This window comes from Persicobacter diffluens, from assembly GCF_036244895.1.
In the GTDB taxonomy this organism is placed as follows: domain Bacteria; phylum Bacteroidota; class Bacteroidia; order Cytophagales; family Cyclobacteriaceae; genus Persicobacter; species Persicobacter diffluens.
Genome location: NZ_BQKE01000003.1, coordinates 465,002 through 486,841, shown reverse-complemented (window position 1 = coordinate 486,841; position 21,840 = coordinate 465,002). Strand labels below are relative to the sequence as shown.

At 41.1% G+C, this 21,840-nt stretch carries 13 protein-coding genes; 4 read left to right on the top strand and 9 right to left on the bottom strand.

Annotation, left to right across the window (positions count from 1 at the left end; all coding sequences use genetic code 11):
• Positions 1–104: 104 nt before the first annotated feature.
• A complete protein-coding gene (locus tag AAA970_RS21305; protein WP_338238904.1) occupies positions 105–1,703 on the top strand; it encodes an aspartate:alanine exchanger family transporter in 1,599 nt (532 codons plus the stop codon).
• Positions 1,704–2,498: 795 nt separating this feature from the next.
• Here the strand turns inward: AAA970_RS21305 and AAA970_RS21300 are convergent.
• A complete protein-coding gene (locus AAA970_RS21300; protein ID WP_338238903.1) occupies positions 2,499–3,848 on the bottom strand; it encodes a cytochrome-c peroxidase in 1,350 nt (449 codons plus the stop codon).
• 569 nt (positions 3,849–4,417) lie between these two features.
• Here AAA970_RS21300 and AAA970_RS21295 point away from each other — a divergent pair.
• A complete protein-coding gene (locus tag AAA970_RS21295) occupies positions 4,418–5,011 on the top strand; it encodes a DUF4251 domain-containing protein (protein WP_338238902.1) in 594 nt (197 codons plus the stop codon).
• 356 nt (positions 5,012–5,367) lie between these two features.
• Here AAA970_RS21295 and AAA970_RS21290 read toward each other — a convergent pair whose 3' ends face one another.
• The 3 genes from AAA970_RS21290 to AAA970_RS21280 all read right to left on the bottom strand — a co-directional run bounded on the left by AAA970_RS21290 (position 5,368) and on the right by AAA970_RS21280 (position 10,669).
• The gene (locus AAA970_RS21290) at positions 5,368–6,603 is read right to left on the bottom strand and encodes an MFS transporter (protein ID WP_338238900.1); all 1,236 of its coding nucleotides are present in this window, start codon (positions 6,601–6,603) and stop codon (positions 5,368–5,370) included.
• Positions 6,604–7,194: 591 nt separating this feature from the next.
• Positions 7,195–9,636, bottom strand: coding sequence for a DUF5686 family protein (locus AAA970_RS21285; protein WP_338238899.1), 2,442 nt, complete (start codon positions 9,634–9,636; stop codon positions 7,195–7,197).
• A 301-nt stretch (positions 9,637–9,937) separates the two neighbouring features.
• Complete coding sequence (locus AAA970_RS21280) at positions 9,938–10,669, bottom strand: Bax inhibitor-1/YccA family protein (RefSeq protein ID WP_420916739.1); 732 nt, start codon at positions 10,667–10,669, stop codon at positions 9,938–9,940.
• A gap of 494 nt (positions 10,670–11,163) precedes the next feature.
• On the opposite strand from AAA970_RS21280, the gene AAA970_RS21275 reads away from it, so the two are divergent.
• Entirely contained in the window at positions 11,164–12,015 is an 852-nt protein-coding gene (locus AAA970_RS21275; RefSeq protein WP_338238898.1) for a DUF2911 domain-containing protein, read from the top strand.
• A gap of 781 nt (positions 12,016–12,796) precedes the next feature.
• Positions 12,797–13,003: a hypothetical protein gene (locus AAA970_RS21270; RefSeq protein ID WP_338238897.1), complete on the top strand. Its 207-nt coding sequence runs from the start codon at positions 12,797–12,799 to the stop codon at positions 13,001–13,003.
• Between the two features lie 729 nt (positions 13,004–13,732).
• On the opposite strand, the gene AAA970_RS21265 is transcribed toward AAA970_RS21270, so the two are convergent.
• The 5 genes from AAA970_RS21265 to AAA970_RS21245 form a co-directional block, all read right to left on the bottom strand.
• Positions 13,733–16,414 (bottom strand): response regulator, encoded by a 2,682-nt coding sequence (locus AAA970_RS21265; protein ID WP_338238896.1) that lies wholly within the window; start codon positions 16,412–16,414, stop codon positions 13,733–13,735.
• A gap of 206 nt (positions 16,415–16,620) precedes the next feature.
• Positions 16,621–18,141 (bottom strand): helicase HerA-like domain-containing protein, encoded by a 1,521-nt coding sequence (locus AAA970_RS21260; RefSeq protein WP_338238895.1) that lies wholly within the window; start codon positions 18,139–18,141, stop codon positions 16,621–16,623.
• Positions 18,142–18,505: 364 nt separating this feature from the next.
• The gene (locus tag AAA970_RS21255; protein ID WP_338238894.1) at positions 18,506–19,507 is read right to left on the bottom strand and encodes an isoaspartyl peptidase/L-asparaginase family protein; all 1,002 of its coding nucleotides are present in this window, start codon (positions 19,505–19,507) and stop codon (positions 18,506–18,508) included.
• 156 nt (positions 19,508–19,663) lie between these two features.
• On the bottom strand, positions 19,664–20,074 hold the full coding sequence (locus AAA970_RS21250) for a hypothetical protein (RefSeq protein WP_060688997.1): 411 nt from the start codon (positions 20,072–20,074) through the stop codon (positions 19,664–19,666).
• 102 nt (positions 20,075–20,176) lie between these two features.
• On the bottom strand, positions 20,177–21,799 hold the full coding sequence (locus tag AAA970_RS21245; protein WP_338238893.1) for a mechanosensitive ion channel family protein: 1,623 nt from the start codon (positions 21,797–21,799) through the stop codon (positions 20,177–20,179).
• Between the last annotated feature and the right edge of the window lie 41 nt (positions 21,800–21,840).

Below are 21,840 nucleotides of genomic sequence, written 5' to 3'. Positions count from 1 at the left end.
AATCAATCTTATCCCAAAGAAGCATTGATCTGCATCATACTTCTGCTATCATTTTCGACGTAGTTTTGAAGTCTTAAAGAAAACAGCAAAATAATATAAAGTAGATGGACATTTTGGAATTATTAAAAGTGGACTATTTCGTCCTCTTTGTGGTCATTGCATTGGGAATGCTGCTGGGCCGGATTAAGATCAAGGGAATCTCCTTTGATGCCTCCGCAGTAATTTTCGTTGCTTTGGCTTTTGGACACTTTGGGTACACCATTCCGCCAATCTTCAAAAACCTGGGATTGATTTTATTCATTCTGACGATTGGTATTCAAGCCGGACCCGGATTTTTCGACTCCTTCAGAAGTCAGGGAGCAAAATTAATCGTTATTGCCATTACTATTGTGATTTCCGGAGGATTGGTAGCCGTTGGTTGTGCCTATGCTTTTGGAATTGATTTAGCGATGTCAGTCGGTATTTTGACCGGAGCATTAACCTCCACTCCTGGTTTGGCGGCTGCTATTGAAGCGACCAATGGTGCAGAAGCCTCCTCCATTGGTTACGGTATTGCTTATCCTTTCGGTGTTATCGGGGTAATTCTATTTTGTCGTTTATCTCCTAAATTTTTCCGTTTCGATGTGAAAAAAGAGGAGGAAAAATATTACGAAGAAGCGCGTTCTAACTTCCCAAAAATGGAAAACAAAAACTTTGTGGTAGAGAATGAGGGCGTTTTAGGAAAATCTATTCGTGAGTTGTTATTCAACAGAATGACAGGTGCAAACCTTTCCAGAATTTTACATGAAGGTGCGGCTTCTGTTCCTAATCCGGACACCAAATTGCAAAAAGGGGATGTAATTAAAGCAGTAGGAACTCCGGAAGCCCTAGAAAAAGTAGGAATGTTGATTGGTCCTCAAACCGAGACCAAAATTCCGCGCTCGGAAAGCTTTGATGCGGAATGGGTAACGGTGACTAATAAAAAGATCATCAACAAGGAATTGCGCTCATTGGATTTAGTGGAAAACTACAATACACGTATTACACGAATCCGTCGTGCTGGTGTGGATATGACACCAAACCCACACTCCAGATTGAAGTTTGGTGACCGTGTGATGGTAGTTTCCGGTAAAAATAACACGGAAGCAGCACACCGTTTATTAGGCAATGATACAAAGAGCCTTACAGTGGGAGATTTCTTCCCTGTTGCGGCCATTGCCGTACTTGGCGTATTGGTCGGTAAGATTTCTTTTGGTGGTTTCAGCCTTGGATTGACCGGTGGAGTACTAATGGTGGCGCTTTTGTTATCCTGGGTGGGCAAAACAGGGCCAATCCTTTGGAACATTGCAGGTCCTGCTAACGCATTTTTAAGAGAAATTGGATTATTATTCTTCCTGGCAGCAGTGGGTACCAGCGCTGGAACGAGTCTGGTCTCCACCATTCAGGAAAGTGGAATGACGCTCTTCTTCTCCGGTATGTTGGTCACCCTGATCCCTATGATTTTGGCCATTATTGTCGGTAGAATAATGAAGGTAAATTTCCTTTCTCTATTGGGTACCCTTACGGGTGGTATGACCTCTACCCCAGGTTTGTCTGCCGTGGATTCCATGACTGAAACCAACGCACCGTCTGTAGCTTATGCCACGGTATATCCATTCGCGATGGTAATTTTAGTAATCGTTGCACAAATCATTGGTACACTATACAAAATGGGTGGTTTCTAAAATCCACTGGTTTTCATAAATTCAAAAGCAAGCTTCCCATAACGGAAAGCTTGCTTTTTTTATTTGAGGTCTAATCTAATCTCCATTATGCTCGACTTCTTATATTTCACCGATCATAAGCACTGTAAAGGCTTTTTTATAAAAAGTTAGATCAGCCAATCAACTCCTTATATTTAATCATCAATCGTTTCTTTTTCATTTTTTCTTGATAAAAAACGAAACAAAAAATCAAGGCTTGTGATCAATATTGGCAGGACAAAGAACCTGCTGACGAAATCCATCAAGGCGACATTTGGAAAAGGCAGGTAACTGGTGAAATACTGTTAAAATGTCGCTGTAATGCCTTCTTGTCGCCAGCAGAACCTTTGTCTATCCGCCCATTGATCAAGGCCGGACTGTTGATGTGGAAGATTTTATACTATAAAATCAATACTGTAAAAGATAGTGATCTAACTCATAAACAAACGCTCAAATCAACCCTCATTGGGAACTAGATCATTCCTATAATTTATACTTTTATGAAAAAGCCGTGTAAGCACTGTAAAGGGAGGTACAACTTTTTGCACATTAACTTTGCTTGACTGATCCAAAGTCAAAAGCGTAGCCCCGCCTTAAAAATCTCTTTACTAAATATTTGGACAAATTCTCCTGTTTTCTTTTCTAAAATTTGTCCGAATTTGCTCTCTACTTATTCCTCTGCAACCTTGGAAAAAACGAAATAGGGGAAAATTCCTTCATTTTCCCGCCCTGCAATAAAATGAAGATTGAAATAGAAATAATTGGGGTTAATTTATACTAAACCCCATCACAATTCAAATCCTGTTTAGACATGGGATCATTGTTGGGAAAGCATTGATTAGAAGGCAATACCTCCGGCACATACCGACTCAAATTCGGATCATATAAGGCATTTTCGATGAAGTCTACCAAATTCTTTATTTCTGCCTCGGTCAAATTCAGGGGCTTAAAATCCTCTGCCAACCACTGCCCAGTAACTTCAGATTTTGCCGGAGTGGCCTGGTTTTTATAGCGGACAACTTCTTCCACAGAATGAAAACTACCTCCATGTCCATAGAAAGGGGAGTCTTTCAAATTATATAACTGAGGAGTTTTAAACTTATAATTATCTTCCGGGTTTTGGGTAAAGCCACCTCTTCCCAATTGGACATCTTCAGGAACTATACCCGCGCGTCCATTTTCAGGCATATCCGGCATGCCCAAAGCATGAAAACTCATCGAATTTAAAGCTGGCCCGGTATGGCAATTACTGCATGCTCCTTTTCCGAAAAAAACAATGGCGCCTTGCTTTTGCTCCACGGTCATGGCATTGCCCTGCCCTTTTAAATAATTTTGAAAGGGTGCCTGATTAGACAATACCGTCCGTTCAAAGGCTGCTATTGCCAAACCGGCGGTTTCAATATTACAGCGCTCCTCTTTGGGTAAATGTTGATAAATTTGATCAAACTCCGGCCCATAGGCAGCATCCTCCTGTACCCATTGGTCAATGGCCAAACGATGCACCGTCATTCCCGCAATAGCCTGTGTCTCTAGACCTTGAAAACCCAAATGATTTACTGCCTTGGGAGTACCTTCCGTCCATTGAGCTTCCGTCCCTTTATTTAAACCTCCGGCCCCAAACTGCCCATTCCATAATAGGTTCTCCTGATAGGCACCATTCAATATCGAAGGCGATTTTACCGGTTGTACATCCAGAGAATCTTCCGGAATATGGGGCATTGCAGCACGTCCCTCACCGGAAACGCCGAATCCTTCGCCCCCTTCTCCAATGCCCTGCATAAGTCCTGCCTGAAAACCGGCATCAGCATGATGGCAGGAAGCACAAGAATAGCCTCCTTTATTGTCCACAAATTTAGGCTTGGTGGCGATGGCGGTTTCATGAAACAACAATTTTCCCAAGGCTACCTTTTGAGCACTTAAGGGGTTATCCGGATCTTGTGGAATACTACTAAAATCTGTGCTTTCGGGGAGTTGAAAAAATGCCAGTCCCTTTCCCTGTCCTTTTTCCTCCAATAATTGTAATAACTCCTCATCGGCATTAAACTCCTTAGGGGTATCGATATCATTATTACAAGAAAATAATGACAAACCGCACATGAGTACTAAAATGTGTGTAATTTTATTCATATCAGTTTCCTTTCCCATTTAAGGGATTTTCCGCAATAATTGTTTGTCATCAATATGTTCAAACTTATTAAAGGAAGATTTTTCCTTCTAACAGCGCTACTTTTCTTACATATAAAATGTTCATTTCAAAAACATTTTTGCTTAACGAGAAAAACAGGTCACATCCCCGAAAGTAAAGGGGCCAAACCCTTTTGGAGGTCCCTGAATAAAGGAGGTCTGAAATAAACAAGCACAACGTTCCCTATCCTGATCTTCACCTTTCCATAAAGAGGGAATAATGGACGTTTGCAAATCCTGTATATGATTTGAAATTCGCAAAAAATACCCATTCCTATTTTGATCATATAGTACGATATAACCGCTATCATTAGAGATTGATTAACTCAACAAGCAGAAAAATGACCAGACTTAATAGGGTTTTCAGAATCCTACTGCACTAATAGAGATATAAAAGACCTAAAATTATATTTAAACAGCCCTATTTAGAGTGGAATAAGATTGTCTTACATTTGCAACTAATCCCCATCAGAATAGTAGTTAATGGTATCAAACGCTCAATTATAAACAGTATGAAAAATCTAAGTATATTCATCTTATTGGCCATGACGATGCTATGGACACCCGTCTTGGCCCAAGAGCAACAAGATAACAGCCAGCTGACCAAAAAGGAACAACGGAAACTGGCTAAGCAGCAAAAAAGAGAAGCCGAAGAATTATATGAGCAACAAATGGCCCTGGTGACCAAGAAAATGGTGGAAGGCAGTGCCTTTGTTTTAGAAGCCAATATGTTGTTTGATAAATATGGTGCTTCAGTGAATGTTAATAGCAATGTAAACTTTATTTCTATCGCGAATGGAAAAGGAGTAATGCAATTATCATTTAACAATGTGGCTGTTGGCCTTAATGGTATAGGCGGAGTAACCCTGGATGGTAAGGTTAATAATTATACATTCAAGGAAAACAAAAACGGAGGATATTCCGTGCGGTTTTCATTATTTGGTTCCGGCGGAAATTATGATGTCTCCATGTCAGTCATGCCCGGAGGGCAAGCTACTGCCACCATCCGAGGAAACTGGTCCAGAGAGTTAAAGTATCAGGGGAATTTAGTTCCTGTGGATCAAAGTAGAGTTTATAAAGGATTTTCAATGTTTGGCGGAAATTAGAAATTTTAAGCCAACAAAATGATTGAAATCAACTTAATCATACATATAGGTTAATGTTGGGAAGTGCCTGGTTTATCTTTTTAAACTGGGCACTTTTACTTTTCCATCCTTCCTAAAGAAGGATTGCTCAAACTTCCCCTTCAATCATGCTCATTTCACACAGCATGATATATGTAGCCACTTCTTTGATGAGTTCTTTCAAATTTCTTTAACCCGGACTAAATTCCCAAAAATATGGTGGGCTTCCCGATTCCAGTAAATATTGGCCCTCCCTCCTACTTAAAGAACGGAATAAGGCAAGCTTTCCATCATTCTTAAAGCGACCTGGCCCTTCCCCGAATAATACTAAAATTGAATTAGACCTCCTCCTTGGGGGCCAAAACCTCAGGTTCTTCCGTAGAAACCGGCCTCGTCTTTGAAGCTGCAAAAGAAAGAACTACGGCCAGCATTAATAAAAACGGAAAAGTCCAAGGGAAAAAGGACGCTTTAAAAAGGGGCACAAAGATCACAGGTGCGGCAGCACAGGCAAAAACCATTAAAGTAGACACCATGCTTTTGGCCGTCCCCATCTTCTCCGGGCCATAAATTTCAGCCCAATATGCCGTTCCACAAATACTACCAAAACTCAAAGTACCTCCCAAAATCAACAAGAAAAGAAATAGTACCCATTCCCCCTCAAACCAATGCAACAATATCATTCCCAAACTTAGCGGCAGCAAAAGAAAAGGGCTTATTTTACCTGCCGAAAACCGGTCTACCATTGGCCCGGCCATTAAAGAAATCACGATTCTAGCTACACCAAAGCCGGTAAAGCCCAGCGCATAATGCGTCACGGTCCATCCTTTGATATTCAGCAAAGCATGGTGATGGATCATTACCCCGGCCGCTAAAAATGGGGTAAAAACAAAGAGCAATCCCCAGATCCAAAAAGAGCCGGAAGTCAAAAGCGTTTTTACAAATTGCCGGGACTTTTCTTCCCCTTTTTTCAGGGCAGTTTTTGCAAAAGCAGGTTCCTTACCCACTAAAAGAAAGGAGGATAGCGGAAAAATAATGCCTTCAAAAATAGCCAGCCAATACCAAAGCGTTTTCCAGGGTAAATATTGTAATAAAGCGACCAAAAATATAGGCGCCAGTATCTCCCCTACCGACATCCCCAAGGCAGCTACAGCAAGTGCCTTTCCCCGATTATGATGAAAATACTTGCCCATGGCGGCTGCACCTGCCAGGGGCATCATGCCCTGACCACTTAAACGCAAACCTGCCAAGCCGATCAATAGCATCCAGGGTTGGTGGATGTGAGCCATCCAGATACAGCATAGCGCGCACAATAGCCCATTAAAGTATCCGTATTTCCGCACATCGACCTGATCCACTATTGGCCCAATAAAAGAAAGCATTAATCCTCCAAAAAAAGAAGCCAGCGCATAATAATAGGAAAAACCATCATGACTGATTCCTACTCGCTCCATAAAAAAAGGAATAAACAAGCTTAGAAAAAAGCTTTGCCCGATGGAGGAGAAGAAATAGTGATTGGCACCAAAGGTAAGGGTGGCCGGATGGCTTTTAATTAGCTGAAGGTAATTGTTTTTCATATGCGCCTTTTAAAAAGCTGCAAAGAAACAAAATCATGCTGCTGAGCACAAATCATGCATCAGATAGTTTTATCATTTTTGATAATAGGGGGATAGCAAGGGAAAAAGAAGGAATTGAATACGTAAATTTGTAAATGATCAGCTGTTCATTATTAACCCAAATGATGCATGCTTAACCCGGATTATTCATGCTTCAATCCTCTATTAGCTGCAAGGCGGGAAAAATGAAGGAATAGTCTCCTATTTCGAGTTTTTTCCAACGAAGCAGATGAATGAGGAGAAAGCAAGCTTGCCCAAATTTGGGCTATTAAAAAATCTGCAAAAACGAATCTATTGAGTTGATAATAAATCAGTTAAGGTGATTTACTTAATTTAGCGGTGAATAATTTGGGTTAAATCCACGTTAAGCTGCAAGCCGGGAAAAATAAAGGAATATTTCCTATTTCACTTTTTTTCATCGAAGCAGATGAATGAGAAGAAAGCAAGCGAAGCCCAAATTTGGGCTATTAAAAATTCAGCATAACAAACTGAAACTCTCTGGCAAAAGGGTCTTTGTGATTACCCACTAAATTTAGCGGTGAATAAACCGGCTTAAAACTTGATCGCAAAACCAATTTTAAAACCATTTCTTTGCACATCATAGGGTTGATCCAAATAGTTCAACCGGTGCCAATATTCAACAAAGAAAATACGAAAGATATTTTCCAGTCCATAACCGAAACTCAGGTAGGGAATATTCGGGTCGAGCGTATTGAAAAGTGCATCTGTCCCCTCGGCAGCATCTGAACCCAGGATATAATCCTGATTAAATTGTCTGCTCTCTTCTGATAAGCCTCCCCATACGATATTCGCCTCCACAATCAGTCGGGCCTTTGTTTTTTCATTTAACCACCGAAGCCCAGGCACCCTTCCCATAATGGTGCCATTAAAGAAGTGCCTCAGCGTCAGGCTTCCCCAATAATCACTCACAAACTCAAAGGCATTCATCATTTGATTGGTGCCGGCCAAATGCAATAATCCTCCATTTCCCTGATGCACCTGTAAAAATGGATATGGCAATGCATTGAAAACTTTCCCAAACTGAAGGCGGTAAGAAGTTTCACCCAGCAAGAGCAGGGGAGAATTGGTATTTCGAATGTCCAGAATCAATCGATGATAAGGCAATATCGTAGACTGGTAGTTCGCCCTTCCATGAGCATAATCTAAACGCAAGACCGGAAATCGCTGAGCACCACTCCGGAAAAGCCGAAAATTTTTATTGGTCACACTTTTATCATCATAAGTCCACCGAAGCCCCAGCGCAAGTTCATTACTAAACATTGGATCCAGCGTATGCTCGCTGGACATTTCGTTGGAAATATCCGCCTGCTCATAATTATAATGTCGAAGGTTGGCGAAAAGAATCCAGTCTCGACTAAAGCGATAGGAATAATTAAGATCAAATTTTTCATAATAGAAAGGGTTTCTCCTTGCCAAATCTCCCCACTGCAAAAAGCGCAAGGTAAATTCATCGGGATCGCGAGCGAAGGAAGTCGTCGCCAGTGGCATCAGGTCATTCACATATTGAAGGCCTAAAATATGATAGTGTTCCTTATGGAAGATATACTTAGTGTCTAAAAGCGTTTTGAATCGCTGGTCTCTAAATCCATAAGCACCATAGGCCCGAAAATACCATTGCTCGGTTCCCATCATTGATCTGCCGCCAACCCCTAAACGAAGCCCCTCCAAATTATTATATAAACCAAATCCTAAAAAATGGCCGACATCATATTTTGGCCCGTCAAAAAATCCGGAGGAGAAAGCATTCACTGATTTGGCCACCAGCCCTATACGAGATCCTCTTTCCAATTCCTCAATAGCCTGAAAATGGTGATTAAACTTTTGGGTGATCAACTCTGAGGTGGTATCCAACACGATATTCTCCCCCACCTCCATCACTTCAATGCTATCGAGATTTTTTGGCAAATGGTGCATGGCCTCCTGATCCTGTATGGAAAAGTTCATCATAATTTTAGGCACCATGGGAATACCCGCAATACGTTCCTGATAATTGGTGGTACTGCTTTGATAGTACCCTAATTCATTTTTTTGAAAGGTTTGACTAAAGAAAAAACCCTCTAAAAAGTTGATGCCGGAGGTATTAGGTAGTTTCATCTCCACCTTCATTAAGGCATAATTCTGTTGATTGATCCATAAATACCCTTCGAAGAAAATCCCACTTTTCACCTTGGGTTCAAACAGGATTTTATAGCTTAATTCCTCCGCCACCACCGCTGTGGAATCAACCAGCCACATATCATAATGCAGCCGCCAAAAATCGGATAAGGGGGAACTAATGGCTTTATCCAGCACAATAATCGAATTTTGAAACAGATTATCAATCCGATAGCGTTGATCTCCCAAAACGGACCCGAAGATACTTTCCGCATCAAAGCCCAAACCATTTCTTCGATAAGCTACATTCTCCTCCAAAATATTGCCACTCCCCATTCCCTTTCGAATTGTCTGCCCTTCTCCGGCAAATACCGGTATGGGAATCTGTCCTTTAGCGCTACTTTTGGGAGCTTCGTAATACTTCTCCAATATCCTTTTAGCCTCCTTACTCATGGACTGATACACGGGCCAATCGTCCAAATCCTTCATATAGAGCAATGTCTGCACATAACGATTGGCCTCCCAGCCATCCTGAAAACGCTGGTGATTTTGAGCCGATCGCGCTCGACATTGTCGAATAATATCAAAGGCCGGATTCTCCTCCGCTTCAAAGACAAGCTCTTCCAACTGCTGCTGCTCAAAATCTAAACGTACCAAAATGAAATCATTGTGATTTGCCCCTAAAGGAATTTTCACTGATTTGTAGCCAACAAAACTAACCGAGAGGGTATCCGGTAGAGCGGTGAGCGGCACTTCAAAGCTAAATTCCCCATTTACCCCGGATTCTGTCCCCAGCAGGGGATTTCCCAGAAAAAAAACAGAGGCAAAAGGTACCACTTCATCGGATTCAGACTCTTGAATTCTGCCATAAATTTCCACGCCTTTTTGAGCAGCTAAAGGAAATGGCAGCCAGCAAAAAATTCCAAAAATTATCAGTATTTGCTTCAAGTGATGCGTAGGTCTTGTATTTAGAGCGTGTTTAAAGCCAAAATCGTTTCCAATAATTCGATTTCGCAGCCGGATGATGTGCTTTTAAACATGCGCTAGGCTCTACATAATTGTACTTCAATCATAAGCCTTCCTTGATAATACAGGAAGGCCTCCCCTTTTGATTCGCTTTTAACAAAAAAAAACCTGTCCCATTGACAGGACAGGTTTGAACACTCCATTTTTAGGAGCATTAATCTCTATTTCCTAAAAATCTTAATAACATCAAGAAAAGATTAATAAAGTCAAGATATAAAGACAAAGCACCCAAAATGGCTACCTTTCCAACTTGCTCCTCGCCCATTCGCATCGCATCGCCGGCAATCATCTTCAACTTTTGCGTATCATAGGCTACCAGGCCAGTGAAAATCAATACCCCAACAGCCGAGATAATCAACCCCATCATACTGCTGCCAATAAAAATATTCACCACAGAGGCCAAAATGATCCCGATAAGCCCCATCATTAAAATGCTACCCCAGCTGGAAAGGTCTTTCTTTGTAACGTAACCATAAACACTCATTAGTCCGAAAGTACCAGCGGTAACGAAAAAGGTAGACGCAATGGAAGGCAGCTCATAAACCAAAAAGATACTACTCAGGGTAATACCATTCAGTGCAGCATACAGCAAAAATAACCCTTTGGCCGTTGTGGAGGACATTTTATTAATAGCACCTGAAATTGCGAAAACCAGACCAAGTTCAGCCAATAATAAAATCCAAATGGTCATGGAATTAGAATAGAGAAGCGTATGCATAGCATCGGAGCCAGCCACAAAGTAGGCCAGCACTGCTGTCAACACCAATCCCATAGACATCCAAAGGTAAACCTTCTGCATAAAAGCCTTGGTAGCATCGACTACCCTTGATTGGGAAAAGGAACCACCACCTCTTTGGTGATGAATATTCCAATTTGAATTTTCCATTATATAAATATTTAATTTGTTGCTACAACATTACATTTGACAATAATACAAAAGTGTCAGAATTCTTAGCGAGAAAAATTTAAATAATTCTCCCAATAAGCATTCCAAAATCAAAATGAGCCAATTTTCACGTCAAAATGGCATATATCTCTGTGTTTAGATACATGCTAATTTTACGAATTTCCCCAAATAGGGGTTCCTGAAGCAGAATATTTCCACATTAAACTTTCATTAGACACAATCTGCTCAAAGATCGTTTAAAAGCGCACCATCCGGCTGCAAATTCGAATAATTGGAAGCGAATTTTGGCATTTCAACACGCTCTTAAGTTGTTAGGTGAGGGAATCAGGTCACTACCGAAGGCCATTCGAAATAGAATTTGTCGGCAAAGGGTCATCTTTTAAAATTTAAATCAACTCTTGTTGGAACAATTCAAAACTTATGTGATCTTCATTGCTGGAATTAATTTTCACCAAATCAAACAACCCTAACTTATGAAAAAATTACTTTTTTTCTTCAGCCTGGTATTGTTATCGCTGAATGCTCAAGCTCAAGCTCAAATTCAAACTCCCCAGCCTTCTCCTGCGGCTGAGTTACATCAAACGGTCGGCTTGACGAAAGTAGTTGTCAAATATTCACGCCCTAGCGCAAAAGATAGAGCCATTTTCGGCGAGCTAGTGCCTTATAACGAACTATGGCGATTAGGCGCAAATGCCTCCACAAAAATTTCCTTTGATAAAGATGTTGAAATTAACGGCAATGCCGTACCGAAGGGGGAATATGCTTTATATGCCATTCCCCAAAAAGATAAATGGACTTTGGTAGTGCATAAAAACCTGAAGCATTGGGGCACGGGTTATGGCAAAGAAAAATACAAGCAGGAAGAGGACTTGTTCCGCGTGGACATCCCAGTGAAATCCGCTCAGCCTCACACGGAATCATTCACAATTGAGTTTGCTAATTTTCAGAATGACGGTGCAGACCTTACCTTTGCCTGGGCTGAAACCGTGGCCACTGCCAGTATAAAAGTTAAAACAGAGGAACAAGTGGAAGCCTCCATTGCTAAGGCATTTGATCCTAAGAGCAAGGCCAATGATTATTTTAATGCATCTCGTTTTTACTACGAATCCGACAAAGACCTGAATCAGGCTGCAAGCTGGATGGCGGAGGCCGTTACACTTAGACCAGAAGCCTACTGGTACCATGCATTAAATGCAAAAATTTTAGCGAAATTAGGGAAAAATGCTGAAGCCAAGAAAGCTGCTGAAAAATCCATTGAACTGGCTGAAAAAGCGGGGAATCAGGATTACGTTCGAATGAATACTGAATTGATCAATTCCTTATAAATTGACCCGAATAATACATAATTCAATCCTCGTTTAGTTTCAATACAGGATAGAGGAAGGAATTTTTCCTGTTTTGATTTTTTCTAAATGATGCTAATGTATGAGGAGAAGGTAAACTTAGCCAAAATTGGGCTGTTAAATATCAACGAAAAATACCTTTAATGAATGGATAATGCCCACCTTGGGTTGTGTCCATAAATTTAAGGATGAATATATCGGGTTAATGATCAACCAAAGAAATATTGGGAGCCAAAACGGCTCCCATTTTATTTACTTGTTGAAGGGCAGGAGATCGCACTTTTTGATTACACCCGAATTATTCATGCTTATTGAAAGCGTAAGCTTTTCAAGGCAATCGGTTTAAAATATAAAGACGATATTATCCTGATCCATTTCATATTTAAAACAGAAGTCTTTTTTGGCTAATTCCATCAATTCTGATTCACTGTAATCCTTTGTCGTCAGGATTTGCCTTTTGCATTTGGGGCAAACCCCCTTCCCGCAATTTCGGAATTCCTCCCAAAAATCACATTTTTCACATTTGCAATTTCTTAACTCAACTCCATTTTCATCATAGAGAATTTTGGATCTTGAATCATAAATCATATTTCTCAGAATTTTTTAAAGGGTTCTATTTAAAATAAGAAATTCCGAGGACTAGATCCATTTAACTCGCTAATTTTTAAACATTTAAATTAGACGTTAGCACAAGGAACAAAAATGCAACACTTTGATTATTTGAGTTATTTTTTGTAGTTTAATTACAACAAAAGAAGCACCAATGAACAATAAGAAGAAAAAAAAGCATGTGGACGCTACGGAAGAAAAGCAAGTGATGAAATTGTTACAAATGCAGAAGATGAACCAGTTAGTTCATCAGACTTTGGAAGATTATAAGAATCAGGGCGAAGGTCCTTGGATGATAAAAATAAAGGCAGAAAAAAAAACGACCACCAAATCTTCCTCAACGGATAAGCCGAAACCTTAATTCGAATAAAGTGCCTTACCACTTAAACAATCCACATCTTCACTCATATGTAGCCTATTCCATATAGCTGTACATTATAAATCGCTCAATTTTGGGAGCGTTTAGCGCGAATTTAAAAGCATGCCATCCGGCCGCAAATTCGAATCCAGGTTTCTCAACAAAAGCGATGCTAATCGCACAAAATAATCAGTTATTGCTCCTGCAAGATCAAATTTTCGCTGCGAATTTTGGCTTATAAACATGCGCGTCGTTCCCTGCAAATTAGCCCGAATTATTCACCGATAGACTTAGTGAGTCGCTGTAAATAGCTATATTTCGGGTTTTTTGGATTAGTTTTGTCGAATTATCAATAGCTCAAATTTGGGTGTACTTTCATTCTAGGCATTCATCTGCTTCGTTGGGAAAAACTCGAAATAGGGAACTGCACTTTCATTTTTCACACCTTGCCGCTAATGGAGGATTTAAGCCGAATTATTCACCGCTATATTTATTAACTGAGCGCAATAAATTTAATTTCAGCTCATTACAATTTATTCTCTTTGATTTATAATAGCCCAACTTTGGAAAGACTTGCTTTCTCCTCATTCGCCTGTTTCGTTGGAAAAAACTCGAAATAGGAAAAATTCCTTCATTTTTTCCGCCTTACAGCTAAACGAGGATTTAAGCAAGAAAAATCCGGGTAAAGCCTGCATAAGTCGCGTAAAGTAAGCATAATTTGGCACAAGGATTTTAAACTAGATGCCCACTCAACTTTTCTTTCAGTACTTTAGGACTGAAAGGTTTTGTCATAAAGTCATTCATCCCAATATTAAACACCCGATCTCTAACATCTGAAAGGGCATCCGCAGTAAGGGCAATTATGGGCGTTTTGGCATCAAATTGCCGAATCCTCAGGGTGGCTTCATAACCATCCATTACAGGCATACTCAGGTCCATGAAAATAATATCGAAGGCATCCAGGGCTGCAATATCAACCGCCTGCCTACCATTATTAGCCACCGTAACCATCGCTCCTTCATTTTCCAATAATCGTTTAGCCACTTTGATATTCATGGGGTTATCATCCACTAACAATACCCGAAACTCCTTCGGCAATTGCTTTAAATCATCATGAGCCATGTTATAAGAAAGGCAACCTCCTTGCTTCGCTTTCAGAATTTCTAATTCAAAATAAAAATTGGAGCCTCTTGCTGGCTGACTTTTAATTTTAATTTCTCCACCCAATAAGCCCACCAGCTTCTGAGTAATGGACAAACCCAGACCTGTCCCCCCAAATTTTCTGGTGGTGGTATTATCTGCCTGGCTAAAAGAATCAAAAACACGAAGAATGGCCTCATGCTCGATCCCGATGCCGGTATCGATAAATTCAAACAGCACCAGTGCTTTATCTTTAAAATCTTTAAGGAGAGAGGCCTTAAAAATTACGCCACCAGTGTCCGTAAATTTAATCGCGTTACCCAAGAGATTATTGAAAATCTGAGATAAACGCGTAGGATCACTAATCACCCTTTGCGGTAAGGCGGCATCCATCACCCCTTTTAAATAAATCCCCTTATCCTCCGCGCGAAACTTCATGACCTGCAACACTTCCTGTAGTAAGGCCGGGAAATCAAAGGCAATCTGCTCGAGCTCAATCTTATTGGCCTGAATTTTATTAAAATCCAGTATATCATTCACCAGAGATAATAAATTATTCGCTGCAAAATTCAGAGAGTGCAGATAATCTAATTGATGGGGCTGTGGCTGCTCCTGAAGCAGGATATTCACAAAGCCAATCACTGCATTTAAAGGCGTCCGGATTTCATGACTCATGGTGGACAGAAACTGGCTCTGGGCCTGATTCGCCAATTCCGCCTCTTCTTTCGCTTTTGAAAGCTCTTCTTCCTTTTCTTTCAAAGGCGTAACATCCGTATTTGCTCCAACGATCCGAACCACTTTATTGGCCTTTTCATCCCTGACGGCAATGATTCGGGTCAATACATACCTCAGAGCGCCATTTTCCAATCGATATTGAAATAATCCTTCCCCTTTCTCCTGTTCACCCTTCGACAAACTTTCAATCATCGATAAAAAATTCCTTTTGTGCTCGTCTAAGACAAAGGTGCTCCACTTTAAAGCGGAGGGTTTCATCCTTGGAAAAGGAATACCGATCAATTCCTGCGCTCTTTGACTGAAAAAGATGGTATCATTTTCCAAATCCCAATCCCAAAAACCATCATTGGAAGCGGAAAGGACCAGCCGTAATTGTTTGGTAGCAAATTGACTATCCTGCTCCGCCTGTATCAGTCCGGTGATATCAATCCCAAAGCCAATCATATACTTCAAATCACCATTGGCACTGAAAACAGGCAGCATTCGACGTAAAATGGCCTCTTTGACCTCCAGTCCATTTCGTTTAATTTCAGTAATTTCCCGAATCTCACCGCTAGCCTTTATTTCCTCAAATAATTCTTGACGAGTTAAAGCTAAATCAGAGGAAATTCCTTTCATTCGACAATAATCAAAATCATTCTTTCCAATAATCCATTGACGGATATTTTTATCTTTTATCGCCTTAGGGTTAACAAAAAGGTATTCATGAAACTCATTAAACACCACCAAATCCGTAGGAATTTCATTAAAAATATCTTCGAAAAAAGCTTTCTGATTTCTTAAATCAGACTCCATATTTTTGAGAGCGCTTATATCTTTCCCATAAATTGTCAGCAGGTATTCCTGCTCATGATTGTGAAAGGAAAGCTGATACGTTTTTTCTCTGGAGACCACCTGTAATTGTACTGTGCGTTTTTCGGAAAGCACTTCCTCACAAACCAATTGCCATGCTTCTATTACCTTTCCACCCTCCGACATCTTTAAGCCATGTAGCATATCCGTACTGGCCGGATTGGCATAAGCAATCATGCCGGACTGGTCCACAATCACTAAGGGGTCAGGAGAATTATTACTAATTTTAGATAATTGAATAACTCGTTTTTCAATTTCTTTTGATTTATACTGCTGATAATGCAATTGATACAAATTGCCAATCTGAAAAATTAGGGATTCCAATAATAAAAGGGAAGGCTTCGGTATTTTCACAGAGGAATTAAAAAACACCGCCCCCACAATTTTCCCATCAGCATAAATGGGAAAACGCATTATGCTTGGGTTCAGGGCTTCCGCCGGAGCCATTTCTTTATTCTCCCAAACCATCCACAACACTGTACTCCTGAGGTTGGATTCATTAACCCAATCATTTTGTTTAAAAAAATGACGGCACAGCCTTCCATTGGAGTGATCTACTAGATAAAAGGCCAACAGTTCCAGCTCAGGTAACACCTCCGAAATCACCTGTTGAAAATTATATGATAAATCCTCCTCATTTTGAGAGCGCTGTAATTTTAAAAAAGGTCCGGTGAATGATCGGTTCATGAACTAAAACATTAAAATAAAATTTGCGTTTTTTGACACAAAAATTTCGCAATATCCTTCTATCAAAGCTAAAGGAAGTACATGGGGTAGGCTATACTTAAGTAGACGTAAAAACAGGGAAAGGTATAGCATTAAAAAAATAAATAATTGAGAAAACATACATTAATATCAGGAAAAGGCCTTCCTATAATACCATAAAAAAAGGCCTACCTTCTTCCTTTTAATCCCAATACCCCCATAAGCCCCCGGCTAAGTTCTCTGATCACAGTTCTGCCCATTTGACGCACAAAAGTATTCTTAGATAAACTTTCCAGTAAAGAGTCACTGGCAGGGTTCCGTTGCGCTTTAGGGGAATTCGGTTTTGGAACATCCTCTTCCTCCACCATTCTTCTATTTAACATTTCAAAGGCACTATCCCGATCAATGGCCTTTTGATATTTGGGCATCAATTCGGACCGGGAAAGTTGTTTTGCTAATTCAGGATCGGACAAAACACCCATTCGAGAACGAGGAGCAAGCAAATAAGTCGCCACCAGTGGGGTGGGAATTCCCTTTTCATTCAGACAGGTGAATAAGGCCTCACCAATTCCCAGAGAAGTTAAAGCTTCCTCCGTCTTATAAAAATCAGATAAGGGAAAATTTTCAGCGACCAATTTAATCGCTTTGCGATCTTTGGCCGTCACCGCACGAAGTGCATGCTGCACCCTTAAACCCAATTGACCCAATATTGGATTTGGAATATCATCAGGTGCCTGGGTACAAAAGAAAAGCCCAACCCCTTTAGATCGGATTAATTTAACAATGATTTCGAGCTGATCCACCAGTGCATCGGAGGCTTCCCGAAATAGCAAATGTGCCTCATCTATAAAAATGACTAATTTGGGTCGATCCGCATCACCCTGTTCCGGCAAACTTTCATATAATTCCACCAAAAGGCTTAACATAAAAGAGGAAAACAAGGCAGGCCTGTCCTGAATATCGGTTAACCGCATGATCGAAATGAAAGCCTTTTGGTTTTGATCCAAGCGCATCAAATCATCTATTTCAAAAGAAGGCTCTCCAAAAAACTGTTCTGCCCCCTGCTGTTCTAATGCAATAATTTTACGCTGAATCGCCCCCACTGAGGCGGAAGATACCCGGCCGTAACTGCTTTCAAATTCTTGCTTTCCGTCCTCCATGATGAAACGAAGCGCCTTTTTCAAGTCCTTTAAATCCACTAGTGGAATCGCCTCATCATCCAAATACTTAAACAAAACTGCCAAAACCCCCGATTGCGTCTCATTCAAATCTAACACTTTAGATAGGAGGATGGGACCGAATTCCGTAATGGTGGCCCGAAGCGGTATGCCATAATCATTAGAAAGGCTCATCAATTCCACCGGGAAAGATTTCGGCACGAAGGGAATTCCAATATGCTGTTGCCGCTCCTCAATCTTGGGGTGACGACTCCCAGAAGCGGCCAGGCCGGATAAATCCCCTTTTAAGTCCATTAGCAATACCGGCACCTGATGATCCGATAGTCCTTCGGCCAGTACCTGTATGGTCTTGGTTTTCCCGGTTCCCGTGGCCCCGGCCACCAATCCATGCCGATTTAGTGTCGCCAGGGGAATATTGACCCGGCATTCCCCTATCGGCTTACCGTCCAAAATCCCACAACCCAAAGGGAAACTTTCTCCTTCAAATTGATAAGCATTACTGATCTCCTCTGTAAACTTTTGCGCACGCATAGCTTTTCCTTTTCTTCCAATAACTCCCTACTGCCAAAGGCGTTAAAAAAAAGCAGCGATTTTGTGTAAAACCGCTGCTTGGAATTTGTATAGGATGGTTTTTGAGTAGACCCCATAATAAAATGATCAAATCAGCTGATTGGGGGAACTTAAGCCGGATGATTCATGCTAAAATCCTTGCTTAGCGGCTAGGCGGGAAGAATGAAGGCATTTTTCCTATTTCATTTTTTTCAAACGAAACAGATGAATGAGGAGAAAGCAAGCTTAGCCAATTTGGAATAATAGAAATAGCAAACACCACCATAATACATTAATGAAGCGCTGCTGATGAATTTCCTATAATCCTACCAGTGAATAATTTGGCTTAATCCCATTTCAGGCGAAATCCGGCATCTATTAACTCATTGGCTTTTTCCTGAGATTGCACCGCATAATTAAAACCGGAACGAATCCCATAAGCCCCATAATTGCCCTTGATATCAAGGGCTAAAATACCCACCTGCAAATATTCCATATCGCGATGGTTTTGATGTTTTTTCATTATTCGATCAATGGCTTCCTCCGCCGCAGCTTGTGGATTATAGCCCTGTCGCATTAACTCCACCACTACCGTTGCAGCTGCCGTTCGAATTACAGCCTCCCCTAATCCGGTGGCCACTGCCCCGCCAACTTCCCCATCAATAAAAAGCCCACCCCCAATAATGGGAGAATCACCCACGCGCCCGTGCATTTTCCAGGCCGCACCGCTAGTGGTACAGGAACCCGCAATATATCCCGCCTCATCCAGCGCCAACATGCCGATGGTATCATGGTTTTCAAAGTTGATCACCGGATGGTATTTACTCTCCTCCATCCATTTCTTCCAATCTGACTCTGATTCTTTCGTCAATAAATCCTCATGCGGGAAGCCTTGATCTATGGCAAAACGATAGGCACCTTCCCCCACAATCATCACATGTGGTGTTTCCTCCATCACTTTTCTGGCCACGCTAATCGGATGCTTAATATTTTGCAAAAAAGCGACAGATCCACATTCGGATCGGTGATCCATAATACAGGCATCCAGGGTCACATTGCCGTCACGGTCAGGAAAACCACCATATCCTACGGATCTTACCGTGGGATCCGCTTCGGGAACTTTCACCCCTATTTCAACCGCGTCCAATGCGCTACCCTGCTTTGAAAGCACTTCCCAGGCAGCCTCATTAGCCTCGATTCCATGATTCCAGGTACTGATAACTAAAGGCTTTTTGCCTTTCCCGGCCTTTGGTTTGGCCGCCTTGGCCATTGTTTTAAATCCAAAAGTTGAAACCAGGCCTGTCGCCAGGGCTGATTTTTTTATAAAAGATCTTCTTCCCTTTTCCATAAAAAATAAAATTACTCGTCGAATGTATATACCAATACCAAAATACCTGCTAGTAAATGGCATACAAGTGGGTTACAAAACCATTTATTTAATTTTATACAAAAAATAAGGGCAGGTAGGAAAAACTACCTGCCCTTATTTGGCCATCACGGGAATTCAAGAGGTCGACAAAATACCGGACTTGGCCATTTTATGCTTCTCCATTGCTTCCCTTTCTTTTTCGGATCTTAACCAATAGCAGCTCCCCTCTACCACAAAAAGCGGCGTTTTGATTAATGATGGGTGATGATGCAAAATTTTTAATATGGTGGAAACTTTTAAGTCCTCCTTATCTTGCAATCTTTTTTTAAAATTTGGATAAAAAGTAGACTGCACATTCACCAAATCCACCAGCTGCTTCCCCCAGCTTGCCGCAATATTTTTAAAAGTATCCATCCCTGGTTTACACAAGGAAATATCTATATGACGCAGACCCACAGCTTCCTTTTCCAGCTGATGAACCATCTCCCGATCCCCATAGTTCTTTCCGTTGTAATAAACTACCGGGCTGTCAACTCCCTTTTGCATTGGTATGGAATTTAGGTGCAGTATTAAGTTCTCAAGGCTTAAAACCTTACTTAAATATGCGAAATAATCCACTATTTATCAATGATTTAGCTCATCATTCCATCAATGTCCCTTTTTTGGGTTAAAGAAGGAGGACATCCTTTCTTCCAGCGCAATTTTGGCTTCAGGAGCCGGGGTCAAAGAAGGCTGTCCCGGAAAATCCTCCACATGAATGGTGGTGGTTGGGAAAGCCATTCTGATACCTAAATGTTCGGCGAGTTTAATAATTTCCAAATTTATTTCATGCCTTGCTCTTAATTCCTCTCCCCAATCTGGCACTTTAAAGAATATATAAAAAAGAATATCAAGAGAATGCGCCCCATAAGCATTGAAATATACATGATAATAATCCTTTCTGGTATCCGGATGGACCTGCACTATTTTGCGTAATCCTTCAACAAAGACTTCCATGGCCTCTGCTGAGGTATCATAGGTCACGGAAATCATCGTGCGATAGCGGCGGAAAGATCGCATTCCCATATTGTCGACGGTCATATCGGCGATTTGACCATTGGGAATGGTGGTTACGGAATTATGAAAAGTACGAATTCTGGTAGAGCGGAAACCAACCTCCTCCACAGTGCCATCAAAGCCACTTCCCGTCACCCAATCCCCAATTTGAAAAGGGCGGTCCACAAAAATCATCAGGGAGCCAAACAAATTCTTGATCGTATCCTGAGCCGCTAAAGCGAAAGCCAGACCTCCAATCGAAATACCGGCCAACAAGGTAGTGATGTCATAATCCAGGTTTTGCAACACAAATAAGATCCCGACAATCACCACAATGACCTTCATGAATCTGCGCATCAGGGGCACCAATTGATCATCAAGGGTAGATTCCGTTTTGGAGGCCAGGTGGGCAAAATAGTCCCCTAACAAGTCAACAATCCGATATATCACAATCACTAAAAACAACGGCTGCATTATTTTTAAAGCGATCATCAACAGGGATTGGAAACGTGCCGGAAGCTGTAAAATCGGCAACATAATCCGCAACATCGTCATGACCATAAACCAGGAAAAAGGCCTGGCCATGGGGAGAATAAATGCATCAATGGTTTTGTATAATTTCAATTTTCGAAACAAAACGACTAACACCCTATCCGTTATAAAAATCATGAATCGATAAAAAAGAACTCCGATCAGAAACAAGGCAATTATCGCTATCCACTGCCAATAATAGAGGCCGAAAAGTTTATTATCCCCTAAACCCTGTAAAAGGTTCAGTAAACGGTCCATTCCATAAGGATAAACCTGCTGGTGAATACCAGGAATAGCATAAACGGTTTCCTTTGAATAAACCCACTGCCCATTAATCCGCTCCAGGTAAATCTGCGGGTACTCTTTACTTACATGATAAATATGGTCTCTGGTGGTACTGTCCTCGAAATATTCCGGATGATCAGGAATTTTGCGAATGGAGAAATAAACCCCTAAGCCGTCATATATCTGTTTCAACTGAATCGCTCGTTTCCCTCTTTTTTTCAACGACATTCCCTCAATAGGTGCCAAAGCGACGGCAGAAGAATCCCGAGAAAAATGTTCATCCTGTAAATAATACAGGTGCGTACTGATACAGGCGCGGGGTGATTTCAATCCCGATTCCGGGGCTTGATCCAATAGCTGAGCTTGTCCGGCAATACTATTTAAAAATAAAAGAAGCAATAAAAATAAACGAGGCAACATAAATTTCAATTGGGTTAAGGCAAAATAAAGTGCAAATATCT

Coding starts and splice junctions, on each gene's coding strand:
- AAA970_RS21305 (WP_338238904.1), top strand. CDS start 105: ATGGACATTTTGGAATTATTAAAAGTGGACTATTTCGTCCTCTTTGTG.
- AAA970_RS21300 (WP_338238903.1), bottom strand. CDS start 3,848: ATGAATAAAATTACACACATTTTAGTACTCATGTGCGGTTTGTCATTA.
- AAA970_RS21295 (WP_338238902.1), top strand. CDS start 4,418: ATGAAAAATCTAAGTATATTCATCTTATTGGCCATGACGATGCTATGG.
- AAA970_RS21290 (WP_338238900.1), bottom strand. CDS start 6,603: ATGAAAAACAATTACCTTCAGCTAATTAAAAGCCATCCGGCCACCCTT.
- AAA970_RS21280 (WP_420916739.1), bottom strand. CDS start 10,669: ATGGAAAATTCAAATTGGAATATTCATCACCAAAGAGGTGGTGGTTCC.
- AAA970_RS21275 (WP_338238898.1), top strand. CDS start 11,164: ATGAAAAAATTACTTTTTTTCTTCAGCCTGGTATTGTTATCGCTGAAT.
- AAA970_RS21270 (WP_338238897.1), top strand. CDS start 12,797: ATGAACAATAAGAAGAAAAAAAAGCATGTGGACGCTACGGAAGAAAAG.
- AAA970_RS21265 (WP_338238896.1), bottom strand. CDS start 16,414: ATGAACCGATCATTCACCGGACCTTTTTTAAAATTACAGCGCTCTCAA.
- AAA970_RS21260 (WP_338238895.1), bottom strand. CDS start 18,141: ATGCGTGCGCAAAAGTTTACAGAGGAGATCAGTAATGCTTATCAATTT.
- AAA970_RS21255 (WP_338238894.1), bottom strand. CDS start 19,507: ATGGAAAAGGGAAGAAGATCTTTTATAAAAAAATCAGCCCTGGCGACA.
- AAA970_RS21250 (WP_060688997.1), bottom strand. CDS start 20,074: ATGCAAAAGGGAGTTGACAGCCCGGTAGTTTATTACAACGGAAAGAAC.
- AAA970_RS21245 (WP_338238893.1), bottom strand. CDS start 21,799: ATGTTGCCTCGTTTATTTTTATTGCTTCTTTTATTTTTAAATAGTATT.